This is a genomic window from Idiomarina sp. MD25a, from assembly GCF_001870515.1.
Classification (GTDB): Bacteria; Pseudomonadota; Gammaproteobacteria; order Enterobacterales; family Alteromonadaceae; genus Idiomarina.
The window spans coordinates 1120063-1139782 of the sequence record NZ_MDGT01000003.1 but is presented as its reverse complement, the minus strand read 5'-3'; the positions used below and the strand labels follow the sequence as shown (position 1 = coordinate 1139782).

General features: G+C 48.4%; 19 protein-coding genes. 2 read left to right on the top strand and 17 right to left on the bottom strand.

Annotation, left to right across the window (positions count from 1 at the left end):
* Window positions 1-82: 82 nt before the first annotated feature.
* On the top strand, window positions 83-892 hold the full coding sequence (locus BFR57_RS09420) for a hypothetical protein (protein WP_253183621.1): 810 nt from the start codon (window positions 83-85) through the stop codon (window positions 890-892).
* Here the strand turns inward: BFR57_RS09420 and BFR57_RS09415 are convergent.
* The 17 genes from BFR57_RS09415 to rpoE all read right to left on the bottom strand — a co-directional run bounded on the left by BFR57_RS09415 (window position 889) and on the right by rpoE (window position 17808).
* Complete coding sequence (locus BFR57_RS09415) at window positions 889-1563, bottom strand: hypothetical protein (RefSeq protein ID WP_071463699.1); 675 nt, start codon at window positions 1561-1563, stop codon at window positions 889-891. The genes BFR57_RS09420 and BFR57_RS09415 overlap by 4 nt on opposite strands.
* Window positions 1517-2809: a phosphopyruvate hydratase gene (gene eno / locus BFR57_RS09410; protein ID WP_071463698.1), complete on the bottom strand. Its 1293-nt coding sequence runs from the start codon at window positions 2807-2809 to the stop codon at window positions 1517-1519. The genes BFR57_RS09415 and eno overlap by 47 nt, the downstream gene beginning before the upstream one ends.
* 17 nt (window positions 2810-2826) lie before the next feature.
* Window positions 2827-4464 (bottom strand): CTP synthase, encoded by a 1638-nt coding sequence (locus tag BFR57_RS09405; RefSeq protein ID WP_071463697.1) that lies wholly within the window; start codon window positions 4462-4464, stop codon window positions 2827-2829.
* An 89-nt stretch (window positions 4465-4553) separates the two neighbouring features.
* Window positions 4554-5333, bottom strand: coding sequence for a nucleoside triphosphate pyrophosphohydrolase (mazG, locus tag BFR57_RS09400; protein WP_071463696.1), 780 nt, complete (start codon window positions 5331-5333; stop codon window positions 4554-4556).
* A gap of 5 nt (window positions 5334-5338) precedes the next feature.
* Window positions 5339-7510, bottom strand: coding sequence for a GTP diphosphokinase (gene relA, locus BFR57_RS09395; RefSeq protein WP_071463695.1), 2172 nt, complete (start codon window positions 7508-7510; stop codon window positions 5339-5341).
* A gap of 4 nt (window positions 7511-7514) precedes the next feature.
* Window positions 7515-8855 carry a 23S rRNA (uracil(1939)-C(5))-methyltransferase RlmD gene (gene rlmD / locus BFR57_RS09390; RefSeq protein WP_071463694.1) on the bottom strand — a complete coding sequence of 447 codons (1341 nt, stop codon included), beginning with the start codon at window positions 8853-8855 and terminating at the stop codon, window positions 7515-7517.
* Between the two features lie 3 nt (window positions 8856-8858).
* A complete protein-coding gene (acpS, locus tag BFR57_RS09385) occupies window positions 8859-9242 on the bottom strand; it encodes a holo-ACP synthase (protein WP_071463693.1) in 384 nt (127 codons plus the stop codon).
* Window positions 9242-9970 (bottom strand): pyridoxine 5'-phosphate synthase, encoded by a 729-nt coding sequence (gene pdxJ, locus BFR57_RS09380; protein WP_071463692.1) that lies wholly within the window; start codon window positions 9968-9970, stop codon window positions 9242-9244. The genes acpS and pdxJ overlap by 1 nt, the downstream gene beginning before the upstream one ends.
* 8 nt (window positions 9971-9978) lie before the next feature.
* Window positions 9979-10665, bottom strand: coding sequence for a DNA repair protein RecO (recO, locus tag BFR57_RS09375; RefSeq protein WP_071463691.1), 687 nt, complete (start codon window positions 10663-10665; stop codon window positions 9979-9981).
* A 6-nt stretch (window positions 10666-10671) separates the two neighbouring features.
* Window positions 10672-11604 carry a GTPase Era gene (gene era / locus BFR57_RS09370; protein WP_071463904.1) on the bottom strand — a complete coding sequence of 311 codons (933 nt, stop codon included), beginning with the start codon at window positions 11602-11604 and terminating at the stop codon, window positions 10672-10674.
* A gap of 14 nt (window positions 11605-11618) precedes the next feature.
* Complete coding sequence (gene rnc / locus BFR57_RS09365; RefSeq protein WP_071463690.1) at window positions 11619-12305, bottom strand: ribonuclease III; 687 nt, start codon at window positions 12303-12305, stop codon at window positions 11619-11621.
* Window positions 12302-13159, bottom strand: coding sequence for a signal peptidase I (lepB, locus tag BFR57_RS09360; protein ID WP_071463689.1), 858 nt, complete (start codon window positions 13157-13159; stop codon window positions 12302-12304). The genes rnc and lepB overlap by 4 nt, the downstream gene beginning before the upstream one ends.
* 33 nt (window positions 13160-13192) lie before the next feature.
* Complete coding sequence (gene lepA, locus BFR57_RS09355) at window positions 13193-15004, bottom strand: translation elongation factor 4 (protein WP_071463688.1); 1812 nt, start codon at window positions 15002-15004, stop codon at window positions 13193-13195.
* A 107-nt stretch (window positions 15005-15111) separates the two neighbouring features.
* Complete coding sequence (locus tag BFR57_RS09350; RefSeq protein WP_071463687.1) at window positions 15112-15552, bottom strand: SoxR reducing system RseC family protein; 441 nt, start codon at window positions 15550-15552, stop codon at window positions 15112-15114.
* Between the two features lie 3 nt (window positions 15553-15555).
* Window positions 15556-16521, bottom strand: coding sequence for a MucB/RseB C-terminal domain-containing protein (locus BFR57_RS09345; protein ID WP_071463686.1), 966 nt, complete (start codon window positions 16519-16521; stop codon window positions 15556-15558).
* 13 nt (window positions 16522-16534) lie between these two features.
* Complete coding sequence (locus BFR57_RS09340) at window positions 16535-17212, bottom strand: sigma-E factor negative regulatory protein (RefSeq protein WP_071463685.1); 678 nt, start codon at window positions 17210-17212, stop codon at window positions 16535-16537.
* Window positions 17213-17229: 17 nt separating this feature from the next.
* Window positions 17230-17808: an RNA polymerase sigma factor RpoE gene (gene rpoE, locus BFR57_RS09335; protein WP_071463684.1), complete on the bottom strand. Its 579-nt coding sequence runs from the start codon at window positions 17806-17808 to the stop codon at window positions 17230-17232.
* A gap of 139 nt (window positions 17809-17947) precedes the next feature.
* Between rpoE and nadB the strand changes: the two genes are divergently transcribed.
* A complete protein-coding gene (gene nadB, locus BFR57_RS09330; protein ID WP_071463903.1) occupies window positions 17948-19552 on the top strand; it encodes an L-aspartate oxidase in 1605 nt (534 codons plus the stop codon).
* Window positions 19553-19720 lie beyond the last annotated feature (168 nt).

The following is a 19720-nucleotide window of genomic DNA, read 5'->3' as shown; positions in this document are numbered from 1 at the left end:
TCAAGAACACACCTTTTATTTGCGAATAGTTATCATTTTTGAGATTATAACTGAAATAACATTGAGCAAAAACAAGGATTCCATGATGAGAGAAAAACGCAAGAGTTGGATTGCGGTGAGTTCGGCGATTGGTGCCTCGATGGTCATCAGTCAAGGTGCCGTTGCGGCAACCAGCCCACATACCAGCCTAGCCCCCGCTACATTACTCACTGCGCCGGGCCCAATGATGGAAGGCGAAGGTGAAGGCGCTGTCAGCGTAGATTTAACCACCAATGATTCAGCGTTTTTAGCGCAACTCGGTTTAATACGTGGTCATCTGTGGGTCGGCATGAAGCTATATGAACAAGGTCATTTAGAGATGGCAAAGACCCATATGAAACACCCCGGTGATGAGCTCTACGCGGGCTTAGTAAGTGCATTCGAAGCACGCGACCTACCGGGCTTCGCAAAACCGTTAAGCGATTTAGCCGATAGCGTCAATAATGATGCCGATAAGGCTGTCGTCATGGAAAACTATGCCGCATTGAAAGACGCTATTGCGGCTAACGAACCTTTGGCATCAATGACCGCAGCCGAAGTACTAAAAAGTATCGCCAGCATGTTACTCACCTCAGCCGATGAGTACGCCATTGGTATCAAACAAAACCAGGTGGTCAATGTGCATGAGTTTCAAGACGCATATGGATTTCAGCAAATCGCGTTGAGCCGTCTCGATGCGTTGTCTGAAGCACAACGAGCAGGTGCCGAAGAGGCTATCGCAGAAACGCGTAAGGTTATTCAGGGACTTGACGAGCTTTGGCCAACCACGACACCTGAGGGTGAGCTCGAAGGTGATGCAAGCCTGATTTACGGTGCGGCGTCACGCATCGAAATGGAAGCCAATGGCATTTAACGCGCGATTTTGAGTGCCACTTTAAATTGACGCCAGTCTAGAGTGGCTACCAGCAATAGTTCGCGTAAGGTGAGCGTTCGGGGGTTAATTCGCCCCCGATGATTCCATTGATGACCGCAACAGGCAGCTGTCATAATACGTTTTGTCGGCTTCAGCAACGTCAAATCAGATGAGTCACCCTCACCACTAAAGCTAAACCACCCCTGATAGTTTAAATGCACACGATGATGCTTACTATCGACGCGGTCAATACTATCAAGCACAATCGTCTTAAACTCACTCGTTTCGTAGCGCACGGGAACCACGAGCCCGAGTGCCGCATGCTGTTTAAACCACGCATGTTGCTTTTGCGCTGTGCCTGTCCCCGTTGGACATGTTGTTGCCTGAGGCGCTTGCCAACTGGCGTTCTGTGCATCGAGTTGTAACGGACTGTGCTGTGCCGCTTGCAATGAACCGTGTGCGGCATGGCGCACGTAAAATGGAAGGCTCGCTAGACGTCGGCGCAATAAGCCGGCATCTAACTCTTCTTGTGAGAGTTGTATTAATGTTCTTTCATACAAAGCTGAGCAGAGCTCAGCGATATCGCTGTGCTCTGCTATCGGCTGAAAAATGTCGGCTTGCGAATTATCCAGCTTTGACTTCTTGTCGACCGCGGTATGGCGCTTTGCCATCCAACTCACCTTCAATGCGTAGCAATTGATTGTATTTGGCTACACGATCCGAACGGCAAAGCGAGCCGGTTTTAATTTGACCGGCGGCTGTGCCAACTGCTAAATCTGCAATGGTTGCATCTTCAGTCTCACCCGAACGGTGACTGATAACCGCAGTGTAACCTGCTTTACGCGCCATCTCGATCGCTGCCAAGGTTTCTGTCAGACTACCAATCTGATTAAATTTAATCAAAATTGAATTTGCGATCCCCTTGTCGATACCTTCTTGCAAGATACGTGTGTTAGTCACAAACAGGTCATCACCTACCAACTGCACACGGTCACCTAGCTTTTCAGTCAACACTTTCCAACCATCCCAATCGGACTCATCTAAACCGTCTTCAATGGAAATAATCGGATAACGATCACATAACTCAGCAAGATAGCTGGCGAATCCTTCGGCATCAAAGGACTTGCCTTCTCCGCTCAGATTGTACTGACCCTCTTTGTAGAACTCAGATGCAGCACAGTCCAATGCAAGCGTTACGTCATCACCCATGCGGTAGCCTGCTTTTTCAACTGCTTCGACGATCACTTGTAGAGCTTCTTCGTTAGAGCCTAAGTTCGGCGCGAAACCACCTTCATCGCCCACTGCAGTGCTCAAACCACGCTGCTGAAGCACTTTTTTCAGCGCATGGAAAATTTCAGCCCCCATACGCAAGCCTTCTTTAAAGCTTGATGCGCCAACCGGCTGAATCATGAACTCTTGAATATCGACATTATTGTCCGCGTGTTCACCACCGTTAAGGATGTTCATCATCGGTAGTGGCATGCTGTATGTCTCAGGCGTATTGTTGAGTTCAGCAATGTGCTGGTACAACGGCATATTTTTATAGGCTGCAGCTGCTTTAGCGACGGCCAAAGAAACGGCCAAAATAGCGTTAGCGCCGAGTTTTTCTTTATTGTCGGTACCATCTAAGCGCAACATGATTTCGTCAATCGCGTTTTGGTTAACCGCTTCGGCTCCGTTTAATGCCTCTGCAATGGCGCCATTAATATTCGCAACCGCTTGCTCAACACCCTTACCTAAGTAACGGTTTTTATCGCCGTCGCGTAACTCAAGTGCCTCACGCGAACCTGTTGAAGCACCGCTGGGTGCGGCAGCACGACCCATGTGGCCTGACTCTAAATAAACGTCCGCTTCTACCGTTGGGTTACCACGCGAATCCATAATTTCACGCGCAACAATACGGGTAATTGTGCTCATTATAAAATCCTTATTAATTAACCTAAACGCTCTTTATTAAACTGACCGGCGGCCTCGATAAAGCCTTTAAATAAGCCATGACCGTCGCGCGGTGTCGAAGTAAATTCCGGGTGGAACTGAACCGCGATAAACCAGCGGTGTTCAGGAATCTCAACCACTTCAACAAGACGCTTATCATGCGAGAAGCCCGAAAACTTTAAGCCAGCTTTTTCTAACGCTTCGATGTAGTTATTGTTGACTTCGTAGCGATGGCGGTGACGCTCTTCGATCACTTCAGCGCCATACATTTTGCTTGCTTTAGAACCTTTCTCTAAATGACACTGCTGAGCGCCTAAACGCATCGTGCCACCTAAGTCAGAACTCTCATCGCGTAGCTCTTTTTGACCGTTGGCGTCCATCCATTCAGTAATCAAACCCACCACCGGTTGTTTACAATCCGGTTCAAACTCAGTGCTATTTGCGTCTTTCAGGCCAGCCACATTACGTGCGTATTCGATAAGCGCGACTTGCATACCTAAGCAAATACCTAAATACGGAATATTATTTTCACGCGCATACTGCGCGGCTTTTAACTTGCCATCGATACCCCGATCACCAAAACCACCCGGCACTAAAATAGCGTCGACATCTGCTAATTTACTGGTGCCTTTGGTTTCGATGTCTTGTGCATCAATATAGCGAATATTAACCGTAAGCCGGTTTTTTAAACCTGCGTGTGCGAGGGCTTCATTAACCGATTTATACGCATCCGGTAACTCAACATACTTACCGACAAAACCGACGGTCACTTCGCCGTTAGGATTCGATTCTTGATACAGTACTTGCTCCCATTCGCTTAAGTCAGCCTCTGGGCAATCAAGACGGAAGCGATGCGTCACGATCTCATCGAGTCCTTGCGACTTCAGCATCGACGGGATCTTATAGATACTATCGACATCACGCAGACCAATGACGGCTTTTTCCTCGACATTAGTGAAAAGCGCGATTTTTGAACGCTCTGAAGGTGGCAGCGAACGGTCCGAACGACAAACTAAAACATCCGGCTGAATACCAATCGAGCGCAGCTCTTTCACAGAGTGTTGCGTAGGCTTGGTTTTTACCTCGCCCGCAGCGCCTAAGAAAGGCACTAACGTCAAATGCATAAACAAGGTGTGATCACGGCCGACTTCGGTGCCAAGTTGGCGAATCGCTTCTAAGAAAGGTTGTGATTCGATATCACCCACGGTACCACCGATTTCGATAATCGCGATATCCGAGCCTTTACCGCCCTCAATAATGCGACGCTTAATTTCATTGGTGATATGTGGGATGACCTGAATGGTCGCGCCGAGAAATTCACCTTTACGCTCACGACGGATAATATCCTCGTATACGCGCCCCGCGGTAAAGTTATTATGACTGGTCATGCGGGTACGGATGAAACGCTCATAATGACCCAAGTCGAGGTCTGTTTCTGCGCCATCGACGGTGACGAAAACTTCACCGTGTTGGATCGGGCTCATCGTGCCTGGATCGACGTTAATGTAAGGGTCGAGCTTTAGAATGGTGACATTCAGGCCCCGTGCTTCAAGAATCGCAGCCAGTGAAGCTGCAGCAATACCTTTCCCCAGCGAGGATACAACGCCGCCGGTTACGAAAATATAATTTGTCGCCATGTGTTACCCAGTTGGTCAGGTCAATGTAGGGATTTCTTAAGACGGGAAAATAGTATACCTAAGCGCACCCATTTCTACAAATAAAAGCATCACTTTTGCGCCGATTTTACCTCTTGCCAAAGTGCTTCAAGTTGTTCCAGACTCAGTTCATCCGCTGCTTGCTCACGTGCGCTTAGCATTGCTTCAATCGCTTGAAAGCGCTGCACAAATTTATTGTTGGCTCTCTGAAGCGCACGTTCTGGGTTCACCTGCTTATGGCGTGCAAGGTTAATCACCGCAAATAACAAATCACCGATTTCTTCTTCCAGGTGGTCATCGTTTTCGGCAGTGCGAACTTCATCGATCTCTTCGTAAACCTTTGCATAAATGGGTTCTTCTTCCGTCCAGTCGAAGCCGACAGAAGCCGCTCGCTTTTGAAGCTTAGCGGCTTTTAGCACACTCGGTAACTGACTCGGAATATCTTTAAAGACAGTTTCTGCTTGCTGGCTTTTACGCTCCTGCTGTTTAATCGCTTCCCACTGCTGCTTTATCTCGGCATCAGATAAAGCACCGTCGGTTTGCTCAAATACATGAGGATGGCGGCGTATCAGCTTATCAGCGGTATGCTGGGCAATAGCCTCAAAATCAAAGCTTCCCTCTTCCTCACCGAGTTGCGCATAAAACACGACTTGAAACAGTAAGTCACCGAGTTCATCTTTCATCGCTGCGCGATCGCCCCCATTGATCGCATCGACCACCTCATAGGTTTCTTCGATGGTATAGGGTAGCAACGACTCAAAGGTCTGTTTGAGATCCCACGGACAGCCGTGTTGCTTGTCGCGTAGCTGCTGCATAACCTGTTTGAGCGCCGCGATACCCACTGCTTGCATAGTTGTTAACTCCTTTGAACTTGTTCAATGCCGGGTAATTGGCGTAAATGCTGAATGATTTTTTGCAACGCCTGATTATTTTTAACCGCTAACTTCAGCCAAATGGTCGCCGACTGCGACTGCGCGTCTGACTCACTATCCATTTGCAGCACCGCTGCTTTTTCGTTGGCCAGAACACTGGTGATGTCGTGCAATAAGCCATTTCTGTCCAACGCTGAAATACGAACCGACGCGCGATACTCTTTCTGCGTGCGAGCAGACCAAGACACTTCAATGCCCCGTTCAGGGTGCTGTGAAAGCAGGTGCTGTAATTGATCGCAGTCCTGCCGATGAACCGACACACCGCGCCCTTGGGTTATAAATCCGCGAATCGGTTCACCGGGGATCGGTTGGCAACAGCGTGCAAACTGCATCATTAGGTTACCAATTCCTTCGATGGTCACTTCGGAGGTGCCACCGACGGGCTTAGTCGACTGTGCGGTGCGCTTTTTAATCCGAGCGAGCTGCTGCTCTTCCGTCGGTGCCGGCTTAATAAAGTTGACCACTTGATGAAGTCTAATATCGCCTGCGCCAATAGCTGCTAGCAGGTCATCTAAATGGCTCACATTAAAGCGTTCAAGCGCCTTATTGGCAGCACTTAAACTCAAACCGTACTTGCTTAGCTCCTGCTCGAGCAGTTCTTTACCCGCTTGTAAATTCTTGTCGCGATCCTGCTTCTTAAAGTAAGTATGTACTTTGCTGCGCGCGCGTGAAGAATGCAGATAGCCCATCTGCGGATTTAACCAATCACGACGCGGTTGCGCGCTTTTCTGAGTCAGTATTTCGACTTTATCACCGTTTTGCAGTTGGTACGTGAAAGGTACGATGCGGCCATCAATTTTCGCACCGACACAGCGGTGACCGACCTGACTATGGATATAATAGGCAAAATCCAACGGTGTAGAGCCCGCAGGAAGGTCAATGACCTCACCTTTCGGCGTGAACACATAGACCCGATCTTCAAATACCTGAGAACGTATCTCTTCGACTAACGAGTCGCTCCCAGCCATATCTTCATGCCAAGCCAGTAGCTTACGCAGCCATGCGATCTTTTCTTCGAAGCCATGCCGTTTACCTGCTTGCGCGCCTTCCTTATACATCCAGTGCGCGGCAACCCCGAGTTCTGCATCATCGTGCATTTCATGACTACGAATTTGAATTTCGACATTTTTGTTGTCGGGGCCGATCACCACCGTATGGATCGATTGGTAGCCATTTGGCTTTGGCGTTGCCACATAATCATCAAACTCTGAGGATAGATGGCGCCAACGTGAGTGCACAACGCCTAAAGCGGCGTAACAGTCTTTCAACGAATGCGTCAAAATTCGTACAGCGCGAATATCAAATAACTGCTCGAAGCTGAGGTGCTTCTTCTGCATTTTGCGCCAAATCGAAAAGATGTGTTTAGGACGACCGTAAACATCTGCGGCTATCCCCTGCTCCTGCAACGAATGTTGCAAGTCCTCGACAAAGTCATGGATATAACTTTCTCGATCTAAACGCCGCTCATCTAACTGCTGTGCGATGCTTTTGTAAGTTTTGGGATGCAGATAACGAAAAGCGATATCTTCCAACTCCCATTTCAACTGACCGATACCCAAACGGTTGGCCAAGGGCGCGTATATTTCTGCGCATTCCTTGGCCGCTAATACACGCGTTTCCTCATCGGCATTTTTCACCTCGCGCAGAAAGCAGATACGCTCGGCGAGCTTAATAAGCACCGCGCGAACATCTTCAACCATAGACAACAGCATACGCCGCACGTTATCGATTTGCGCACCATCCGGTTGACCATGTTGAAAGGACTGTAGCTCAGAAATATTCTGCATTTGCTGGACGTTGCGCAGTAACACTTGCAATGAACGTTCGATCGGCAAGTCTTCAATATCAAGCATCACCTTATCGACCAGCGGAGCGTACAATGCTGCAAGCAACGACTCAGTATCAAGATTGAGTGGAGCCAAAATCTCCACCATCTCCTTGCCTTTGAGTAAGGCATCAGCGTGGTCCGAATAGCGCTTGGCGAGCATGTTCGCGGTTTCTTCCAGTGTGTTGACATCTTTGACACTGACTAACCAGTGTTGTGCCGCGTCCTGATACTGCGGATCATCAACATGTGTACTGCGAACATGGACCATGACTTTATACTACCTTTTTGAAGCTCACCATTGTTTCAATGTGATGCGTTTGAACAAACATGTCAACTAAACTGATATGCGTCATCTCATAGCCGTTATCCAATAGCCAACGACTGTCTCGAGCCAGTGTATTCGGCGAACAGGAAACGTACACAATTTGCTCAGGCTGTTTATCTGATTCGAGTTGTGCAATGCGCTGACAAACTGTTTCTGCGCCGGCCCGTGCGGGATCGAGAAGGATACGTTGGTAGCCCTTTTCTAATAAGCGGCTCACTTGTTCGGTACTGAGATCAAAAGTCTGTGCGTGAACATTACTGAGGTTTGCAGCCGCCGCGTTAGCAGCTAATTGCGTGGTCATTGCTGATACCCCTTCCACGGCGGTTACCGACTTTGCACGTCGCGCGAGCGGCAAAGTAAAATTGCCAATCCCCGCGAACAGATCAAGGATTTCATCCTCGGCCTGTGGCGCTAACCAGTTAACGGCCTGCCTAACCATTTGCTGATTAACTCGGGCGTTTACCTGAATGAAATCCCCAGGCATGAATACCAGTCGATCGCCATCAATGGTCTCATCGAAACAGACCGCATTTTTGCTCAAGGCTTTCAGCTGTTGGCCATCATCCAACCAAACGGCACATTCATTTGTTGTAGAGAACTCTTCAAGCTGTTGAGTCTGAACCGAACTTAAAGGTTGAGTAATGCGCAAACATAGTTGTGTAGAGGGTGCTTTAATTAGCTCTACATGGCCGATCTTAGGACCCAGTTGCACATTATCTAGCATTTTGCGAAAGTCGCTTATTAGACCATTAAGTTCACTGTCTAAAACTGCGCATTGAGGAATATCAACAACCTGTTTACTCGCGCGTGCCCGAAAGCCCAACCGCCACGGTTGTTTGGTAGCACGTTGGTAAATCGCCAGGCGTGCCTTTCGACGATATTGCCAATCATCGGCGATTAACGTGTCATGCCAAGGTAATTCGTCTCGCACCCCTGCCATTTTTGCGAACAATTCGGTGACCACTTGCTGTTTATGACGCCGCTGGTGTGTTTCATTAATATGCTGTAAATCACATCCACCACAGTCTTCATAGTAGGGACATGGCGCCTGACGCCTTTCCTCGGAAGCGTTTTGGCGTGCAAGCAATTCGGTATTTTGTTGTCCGGTCACCTTAAATTGAGCGGTCTCGCCCGGTAGCACTTGTGGAACAAAATAAACCCGATTTTTGCCCTGCTTTGATATCCTGACCACACCGCGTCCCTGATGGTCGAGCGCATCTGCAGTACCCGTTAATACATAATTCGATGAGGATTTTTTGCGGCCTTTGGGCTTAAAAAACTGCGCCATTGTTTAACTACTCGTTTCTAAAATCACTGTTGCGATAGCGAACCCACTATCATCACTAATGCTCAAGTGTGCATGGGCGATGCCGTATTGCTCACACCACTGCAGAGCTTGCTGATAAAATACCCACTCGGGTCGCCCCAGCGCATTATTGCGTACTTCCATATGTTGAAACGAAAGCCCTTGCGCAATGCCTGTACCGAATGCTTTGGCGCACGCTTCTTTTGCTGCGAATCGTTTAGCTAAGTAATCCGCTGGAGCACGGTGCTGCGCCCAAATGTCTTGTTCATATTCGGTTAATACGCGTTTTACCAGGCCATTGCCGCGCGCCAGCGATGTCTCCACACGCGCAACAGCAATCATATCAGTGCCCATGCCAAATATAGCCATTAGCGAGCCCGCTCAAGAATTGCTTTCATGTCGCGTACAGCGCGGTCTAATCCCACCAGTACGGCACGTGCAATAATAGAGTGCCCAATATTCAATTCAACCACTTGCGGAATTTGTGCAATTTCAAGCGTATTGTGATAATGCAGACCGTGACCCACATTCACCTGCAAGCCCTGTTTATCTGCGTAAGCTGCGGCCTCTGCTAATAACTGAAACTCGTGTTCACGTTGCGCATGCGTTTCCGCCTCCGCGTATGCGCCAGTATGTAGTTCGACAATAGGCGCACCACACGCTTTTGCCGCATCAATTTGCGCATGGTTAGGGTCGATAAATAACGAGACTAAAATGCCGGCATCGGCAAGCTGCTTAACAGCTGCGGTTATACGTTGTTGTTGGCCCACGACATCCAACCCGCCCTCGGTTGTGAGCTCTTCGCGTTTCTCAGGAACTAAACAACTATAAGTCGGCTGTGTATCAATCGCGATACCGATCATTTCGTCGGTGCACGCCATCTCTAAGTTCATAGGCACATTAAGCGTCTGGCGTAGCATAGCTACATCGCGATCGGTGATGTGACGACGATCTTCGCGCAGGTGTATGGTAATTCCATCAGCCCCCGCTTGCTCGGCAATGGCTGCGGCAGTCACCGGATCGGGGTAGCTGACACCACGCGCGTTACGTACGGTGGCGACGTGATCAATATTGACACCTAAACGGATATTTTTCATCGTTTCTCCTAACGTTTAAACAAGGCGCGCGCACGTAACGGTTTATCGCCGATAAATGGCGCTAACGCATGACGCATAATACGTTTTAAATTGTATCGTTGCGACTCAGTGAGTGGATCATTGAGCCAATCGCTTTGCCCCAATGCAATGGCTTCATCGCGGCTGACAGTGACACAGTCGCTATCGTGATAATCCACGCTAAATCCGCTGTAACTGCGAAAATAGAGTGTTTCGGGGAGTTCATTACGTTGCTCGAGTTGCGGCCACTCAAATACACTGCCAAGTTCATCCAGCAACTGCCACTCGAACCAACGTAATGTTGTTTCGATAGGTTGTTTATCAGCGAGACGCTGTAATAGCTGGGGATAGCATTCGAATAAACTCGGTACCGCAACGTGCTGCGGTAGCACGCGTTGTAATAGTTCGTTGATATAAAAACCACTATAGAGAAAGTCACTACGGAGTTCGTAGTTTTGGGACACCGCCTCAGCGTGAGTCAGCGTTTTTAACTCACCACGCCCGCCCCATTGCACATTAAGAGGAATAAAAGGTTGTAACACACCTTTCCAACTTGAGGTTTTACGCTTAGCGCCTTTGGCCAACAAGCGAACACGACCATCCTCCAGACTAAAACAGTCTACAAGGAGGCTGGTCTCTTGGTAATCCCAGCGATGTAACACAAACGCTGGTTGCATCGTTCGCTAGTCCTCTCGATAACCTAAACTCTTCAGCGCGCGCTCGTCATCTGACCAACCTGATTTCACTTTCACCCAGAGCTTCAATAACACTTTGTTGTTCAACAAACGTTCAAGATCTTTACGCGCTTCGGTACCGATCGTTTTTAACTTTTGGCCCTTCTCACCGATGACCATACGCTTTTGCGCATCACGCTCGACCAAGATTAGCGCATGAATATGATGAGTGCCGCGTTCGGATTGACCGAACTGTTCGATCTCAACCGTGGTTTCATAGGGCAACTCTTCACCGGTAAAACGCATCAATTTTTCGCGAATAATTTCAGCGGTCATGAAGCGTACCGAGCGGTCGGTTACATAATCGGCTGGGTAAAAGTGATAGCCGCTTTGCAAAAAGCCTTTAACAATATCGCGCAAGGGTTCTAGGTTATCGCCTGTTTTTGCCGAGACAGGAATAATTTCTTTTACGCTGAGTTGCTGACTTAACCATTGTAGGTGTGGCAACAACTTATTTTTGTCTTTTATTTGATCAACTTTATTCACCACGAGGACAATCGGCGTCTGAGTATTTTTTAGCTTTTCCAGCACCATGACATCATCGTCATTCCAGCGCGTGTTCTCGACCACAAACAAAATCAAGTCGACGTCTTTGAGCGCCGATGATGCGGTTTGATTCATTACACGGTTAATCGCCCGAGGTTCTTCGAGGTGCATCCCTGGCGTATCAACATAAACCGTTTGATAATCACCCTCGGTATCAACACCTAAAATACGGTGCCGCGTTGTCTGTGGTTTGTTCGACGTAATACTGACCTTTTGACCCAGGATACGGTTCAGCATGGTCGATTTACCGACATTGGGTCGACCAACAATAGCGACAAAGCCGCACTGCTTATTCTCATCAATTTGCCCAGCGCCACCTAAGGCGTTATTGAGCATGTCATCTAGATTCATCAAGATACCTGTAACTGTTCTAATGCGGACGTTGCCGCTGCTTGCTCAGCTTTTCTACGGCTAGTTCCCGTGCCTAACAGAGGTTCGGGAAGCCCTTCTATGGTGCAAGTCACGGTAAACTGTTGGTTATGCGCTTGACCCTGTGTAGCCACTACATCATATTCAGGTAAAGGACGTTGACGTGCCTGCAACCATTCCTGTAAGCGCGTTTTCGGATCTTTTTGGCTGGCGCCCGGTTTAATGGTTTCTAACTGTTCATCAAACCAGCCCAACACGACTTGTTTGACAGTATCCATATCACTATCAAGGAAAATCGCGCCGATGATGGCTTCCATCGCATCAGCTAAAATAGATTCACGACGATAACCGCCGCTCTTTAATTCACCTTGGCCCAGAGACAAGTAATCACCTAAACCTTTTTTCTTGCCCAGTCGTGCGAGCGAACGCCCACAAACAATGGCGGCACGCATACGGCTCAAATCACCTTCTGCGACTTTGGGAAACCGACTAAATAACGCCTCAGCGATAACCACGCCGAGAATAGAATCACCCAAAAACTCAAGGCGTTCGTTATGGTTGGCATGTGCACTGCGATGCGTTAATGCTTGCTTTAGTAAACTTTGACGTTCGAATCGATAGCCAATTATTTGTTCTAACTGAGTTAACGGTGGTTTTGGTAAACTCACTCAATACTCCCTAAACGCTCAAATCTTATTCCTGTAGGCACCCATTGCGGCAAAATACTCTCGCTACTGCGATCCATTTCAAAGCTCATCCACATAAATACCGCTTTACCAACGAGGTTTTCTTCCGGGACAAAGCCCCAGTAACGACTATCCTCAGAGTTGTCTCGGTTATCGCCCATGGCAAAATAATGGCCTTCTGGCACGACAAATTCTGTTGGCTGCGTACCTGCTTGTTTAAAGTAATAAGGCACCCGCGGACTCACGCGTGAATCCAATAAGATCTGGTGCTTCACCGATCCCATATGCGCCTCATAGGTTGTTAATGCGCTTCCTCCAGAATAGTACACGGGCGCGTTATCAACCATAACATTTTCGACACGAATGGCGTTGCAGTTTTCGTCTGCTTTGCACTTTGGTTCAATGTAGAGGCTCTTATCGCGGTAGATGATACGATCGCCGGGAAGACCAATAATGCGCTTGATATAATCAATACTCGGTTCAAGAGGATATTTGAACACCGCAATATCGCCCCGTTCGGGTTTACCCGTTTCGACGATTTCCTTTTGAAATACGGGGTCATGCAAGCCATAGGCGTATTTCTCTACCAAAATGAAGTCACCTTTCAACAAGGTGGGCATCATCGAGCCAGACGGTATTTGAAAAGGTTCATACAAGAACGTACGTACCACTAAAATAATTGCAAGAATAGGAAAGACCGATTGGCCAAACTCAGTTACCGAATTCTGCGGCTCCCCTGCCGCCCGCTTCTTCTTTAATACCAGTGCATCAAATAACCATAGAGCGCCGGCAATTAACGTCACCACGGTTAGGATAATCGAAAAATAGTTGGCCATCAGCCTGCTTCCCTTATTGTTTTCTCTTTAGCGCTACTTACCTACTTTTAACACAGCTAAAAACGCTTCCTGCGGCACTTCTACATTACCGAGGTTTTTCATGCGTTTTTTACCTTCTTTTTGCTTCTGTAGTAGTTTTTTCTTACGGCTAATGTCACCGCCATAACATTTTGCAGTTACATTTTTACGCAGCTGTTTAACGGTCGAACGCGCAATAACATGAGTCCCGATCGTGGCTTGGATGGCGATATCAAATTGCTGACGCGGAATCAGTTCGCGCATTTTATCCACTAGCATGCGACCACGTGATTCAGCATGATCACGATGTACGATCAACGCCAACGCATCGACACGGTCACCGTTTATCAAAATATCAACACGCACCATATCCGCTGCTTGGAATTTCTTAAAGTGATAATCCAATGATGCATAACCACGGCTGGTTGACTTAAGGCGATCAAAAAAGTCCATCACCACTTCTGCCATCGGCATTTCGTAGGTCACTGCAACTTGCTTGCCGTGATAATTCATCGCCGTTTGCATACCGCGTTTCTCAACACACAAGGTGATGACGTTTCCGACAAATTCCTGCGGCACTAAAATATTCGCTTCGACGATCGGTTCAAAAATCGTTTCAATATCGTTAACGGGCGGTAAATTAACCGGATTATCGACTTTCACAATATCGCCCGACTTGGTTTCTACTTCGTAGACGACAGTCGGTGCCGTGGTGATCAGGTCAATGTCATATTCGCGCTCAAGCCGCTCTTGGATAATTTCCATATGCAACATACCCAAGAAACCACAGCGAAAGCCAAATCCTAACGCGGCGGAGTTCTCCGGCTCGTAAAATAACGATGCGTCATTTAACGATAGCTTCCCTAGGGCATCGCGGAAGGCTTCATAGTCATCTGAACTAATTGGGAACATGCCGGCGTAAACCTGTGGCTTCACCTTTTTAAAGCCGGGAACCGGAGCTTTCGCCGGGTTGCGCGTAGTAGTCAAGGTATCACCGACAGGAGCGCCCAAGATATCTTTAATACCGGCAATTACGAACCCAACTTCACCCGTGTGAAGCACACCCGTTTCATGGGGTTTGGGATTGAAAAAGCCGACTTTATCAATTTGATGAGACTGCCCTGTCGACATCACGGTCATTTTATCGCCAGCACGTAATGTACCGTTTTTAACACGCACCAAAGACACCACGCCTTGATAGTTATCAAACCATGAATCGATAATCAGCGCTTGTAACGCGTCATCTTCATTGCCTTTGGGAGGAGGAATTTGTTTAACGATGCGTTCGAGCACTTCTTCGATTCCGATACCCGTTTTTGCTGAACATTGCACCGCATCGACCGCTTCGATACCTACGATATCTTCTATTTCTTGAGCCACGCCCATCGCATCGGCTTGCGGCAAATCAATTTTGTTGAGCACCGGAACCACTTCGAGATCCATATCGATGGCGGTGTAGCAATTCGCCAAGGTTTGTGCCTCCACACCTTGTGCGGCATCCACCACCAACAAGGCACCTTCACACCCCGCCAACGAACGCGAGACCTCATAGGAGAAGTCAACGTGTCCTGGTGTATCAATGAAGTTTAACTGATAGGTTTCACCATCTTTTGCTGTGTAATGCAAGGTAACACTTTGGGCTTTTATCGTAATACCACGCTCACGTTCCAAGTCCATCGAATCGAGTACTTGTTCCGCCATTTCACGATCAGTCAGACCGCCACAATGTTGGATGAGTCGATCTGATAAAGTCGACTTACCATGGTCAATATGCGCAATAATAGAAAAGTTTCTGATATTACTTTGCTTAAACGCCTTATCCGGCATTGATACACCTCTACAAAAAATCAGCGAGCAACTGTGGCTCGAAGCGAATTCAAAACTGGCCTGATCATACCGATGTTAGCGGCAAGACTAAAGATATTTATCGGTTTTCACAGGCTAGGTTGCGCGGGCGTGCTAACAACGAGCAACTGATTTACGCGCACATCACGAAGACGGAACCACAAACGCAAAGCGACAAAGCTTAGAGCAAAACCTGCAAATGAGAGCAGAATGGTATAGCCCTCGGTGATCGAGGTGAAGGACGTTAACACACTTGCAAGCAACAATAAGGTGAGGACCGGCAATCCATAAAGTAACAACGCGAAGCGTGTCACCTGTTGCTCAGGAATCGACAACTCAACATACTCCCCTACCGACACCGGTGATTCGGTCTTTACCACAAACGTGGAGTGTCTATCTGAAAATACCTTGCTCAAAATACCTGCACCGCAGGTTTTGTTCTGCTCACAACCAGAGCACGCACTCTTTAGTTGAGTCGAGACCGTCACTCGCCGACCATCAACTGCTACCACTTGCGCAAGCTCTTTCATCTCTTACTGCACCTCTGCCACAATCCGCTTTGCCGTTTGTATGGGTATTTGTCCAACCACCGTAATTATCACATCATTGCGAGGTTCAGTATACAAGTTTTGGCTACCGATCACGCTCATTGAGCCGGCTTGCTCCGTTGCTCGTGGCGCGATATACACTGAATATTCGGTCAGACCATCAGTAAATAGATAGTGATCAACCGGTGTCTCATCGACGGCCAACTGATGATGTTTTTGCTCGACTAGCTTAAACCCTTTAGGCTGCCAAGTTGGACGCACATTGCTTTGCATTTGCTGGTTTAGTGTAGACATTTGAATTAAAGGCGGCATCGACAAGCGCTTTAACTCTTCGAGAAGCGGGCTTGGATCTTGCCGTAGCGCTAAGCTGGTCATCTGAACCTGCTCAATAGGAATACCTTCTTCATTCATCATCATCACTTTAAGCGGCATGCCTGAGTCGCGATCCACCCACACCGAGAAGCCAAAGCGATTATCATGTTTGCTGATCAGTCGAATGTGTTGCGCTTTTCTGTCAAGCACCCTCGCACCACCTACCGCTACCACACGATAGTAGTCTTTAATGAGCTCAAACTTTTGACTGAATGCAGGTGGAATAAGATAGTTAATTGAACGCGCACGCAGCGAGTAATCCCGTGCTGCGGGATGAAAGTGTGAAACCTTATCGCCAATCCGAAGCACTCTGAATCCAGGTCCATTCATCTGAACGATGAGTTCAAGCTGTTCACCGCTCGCCTCAACAGCATGCAGCCAATGGTAAGGCTCAATACGATCACCTAATACATAAACGAGTGATGCTTCAAAGTTCTGCTCGTTCAGTGCATCTGACATGAAGTTATACCAACGCTCACCATCACTCTGCGCAACTTGTTCCGTCTCCTGTTGCGCAAACGCTGGCGAAGCAAAAAGCAACGCCAGCGCAAGTGATACAAGCCAAACACCCGGTTTCATAACCATTCCTTAATTACTGCGGAGATTGCGGGTCCTGTTGTTTACCTGCCTCAGCTTGGTCCTCATTATTTGCCGCCTCAGTACTCAACATCATTAACTGTTGCTGGTGATCGATCATATACGATTGCGCTTGGCGACGCATGGACTGCTCGAGCGCTTGCTGCGTCGTCGATGCAGACGGAGTCGAGTTCGGACTAAAGCTCACAGGTTGGCGCGCACCCATCGGATTGGTCAAAATGGATGGCTGTTCGACACCCGATGCATCCGTAGGTGTTTGATAAGTCTGCACCGTAACCAATGCCACCGCTGCAACACCCGCTGCCACAGCGACTTTTGCAATCGGATTAAACCAACGCATGGCCGCTTTGCGAGCGGCTGCAGAGCGCGAACTACCGTGTGCTTGCACTACATTGTCTGAATCTACCTCATTGCTTGTAGCAGGCATTGCATCGATTTCAGCAGCTACTGCAGCACTGATATCTAGCGGACCGTTGTGATTAAGTTCGCCTTTCATAGCGCTCTTAATGACACCGTACCGATACCATCTATCGCTTTGCTCTGCATCTTCCAACTGAGCATCAAAATCTGCCTGTTCGATAGCATCGAGTTCACTATCAAACAACGCCGACCAAGATTCTTGGCGATCGTTCGCTGACTCTGACTTGTCGTTGGACAAATGGGCTTTAGACATAAAGATTCCTCTATCAATTACCGTTCTAGCAACGGCTTTAATTGGCTATCGATGGCTTCTCGCGCCCGAAAGATACGCGATCGTACCGTACCAATTGGGCAGTCCATTTCGACAGCGATTTCCTCGTACCCTAAACCTTCTATTTCGCGCAACGTAATAGCACGTTTAAGGTCTTCTGGTAACTCATCAATAGCACGTAGCACAACGGTTTGAATTTCATCCGTTAACAACTGATGCTCGGGGCTTCCGGCATCTTTAAGTGCCCCGCTACCTTCATAATACTCTGCATCTTCTGCATCCACATCGGAGGCAGGCGGCTTGCGCCCTTGTGAAACCAAATGGTTTTTCGCCGAATTCACAGCGATTCGGTATAGCCAAGTATAGAAAGCGCTCTCGCCTCTAAAGTTGGGTAGCGCACGGTAGGCTTTAATAAATGCCTCTTGCGCCACGTCTGCTACGTCACCTTGTTGTTTCACATAACGGGAGATCAAGCTCATGACTTTGTGTTGGTATTTTTTTACCAACAAGTCGAATGCGCGGTTGTCACCTTTTTGTACACGTTCGACCAGCTGTTGGTCCGTCATTTTTTCGCTCATTCGAGCCTTTTCTCCCTTGCTAATCACTACATAGCACTGGCGGCTCATGTATTCGTTAGGTCTGACCGCCGTGCTCGTAAAAAGTTCGCAAAAATTTTCAGTTTGCGTAAAATCGAGCAAAATCCTTAATGAGTACTTTATGGAACCTGCAGCAAATTATCAATCAGATGTTCTTGTTATTGGTTCGGGTGCAGCGGGTCTTACGACCGCCCTGCAGCTAGCAGACCACCATTCAGTGATTATTGTTAGCAAAGGACCGCTGACCGAAGGCTCCACGTATTATGCCCAAGGCGGTATCGCTGCTGTTTTCGATGAGTCTGATAGTATCGAAAGCCACGTCGAAGATACCCTCATTGCCGGCGCAGGTTTGTGTGAGCGCGAGACCGTTGAGTTTACCACACGTCATGCCCGAGAAGCCTTACAATGGCTCATTGATGAGGGCGTAGGCTTTGACCAGGTCGAATCCAAAGCAGATTCTCCTACCTATCACCTGAACCAGGAAGGTGGACATAGCCATCGACGTATACTGCACGCCGCCGATGCGACCGGCAAAGCCGTTCAAACAACTTTGCAAGGCAAGGTATTGGCTCATCCCAATATCAGGGTATTAGAACGATTTAATGCTGTCGATCTTATAACGGGTCGACGCTTGCAACGTGAGTCGGGTTGCTATGGAGCCTATCTATGGAACCGCAAGCTTGAGCGGGTAGAAACTGCCGCAGCACGTTTTGTGGTGCTTGCCACGGGTGGTTCGAGTAAAGTGTATCAATACACTAGCAACCCTGATATTGCCAGTGGTGATGGCATCGCCATGGCATGGCGTGCGGGCTGTAGCGTGACTAACATGGAGTTCAATCAGTTCCATCCAACCTGTCTTTATCATCCGAACGCACAAAGCTTTCTATTAACCGAAGCGTTGCGCGGAGAAGGCGCCGTATTGCGGCGTCCGGACGGTAGCCGATTTATGGATAGTTTCCACGAAAGCGCTGAATTAGCCCCTCGTGATGTGGTCGCACGCGCGATTGACTACGAGATGAAGCGCTTAGGTGCCGACTGCATGTACCTAGATATCTCGCACAAAAGCGAAGCGTTTTTGCGTCAACATTTTCCAACGATCTTCGACAAGTGTCTCTCTCTTGGCATCGATATGAGTAAGCAGCCCATCCCGGTCGTGCCCGCAGCGCATTACACCTGTGGCGGTATTACCACCAACCTCAATGCGCAAACCGATTTAGCCAGACTTTATGCGGTAGGAGAAGTGGCATACACCGGCTTGCACGGTGCCAACCGAATGGCGAGTAACTCGCTACTCGAATGCTTAGTGTTTGCGCGCGCTGCCGCCCAGCATATTCTTCAACAAAGTCACGAGACGCCGATTGTTGATCGCCTCCCAGCTTGGGATGACAGTCAGGTCAGTGACTCCGATGAGGAGGTCGTTATCCAGCATAACTGGCACGAGCTACGGTTATTTATGTGGGACTATGTTGGGATTGTTAGAACCACCAAGCGACTAGAGCGAGCCTTGCACCGAATACAGTTACTGCAGCAGGAGATACACGACTACTACAGTAACTTTAAGGTCAGCAATAACTTGCTTGAATTACGCAATCTAGTGCAGGTTGCAGAGCTGATTGTCCACAGCGCGCTCGCTCGTAAAGAGAGCCGTGGTTTGCATTACACGCTGGATTACCCCGATCTGGATCCAAACGCAAAACCGACTCACCTAGTACCGCAGCATCTATAGTTGGCAGGTAAGGCAGCGCCGGAGCTTACACCAAAGCGCCGGCGTGAGCTGGTTGCGCTGAATGCAAAAATAAAGACTTTGACGCGGCTTCGATAAGTTTCCGTTACTCAGCCTAACGAGTAACCACGTATTCAACACGCATTGCCAAAAAAAACGACCATGCCACGG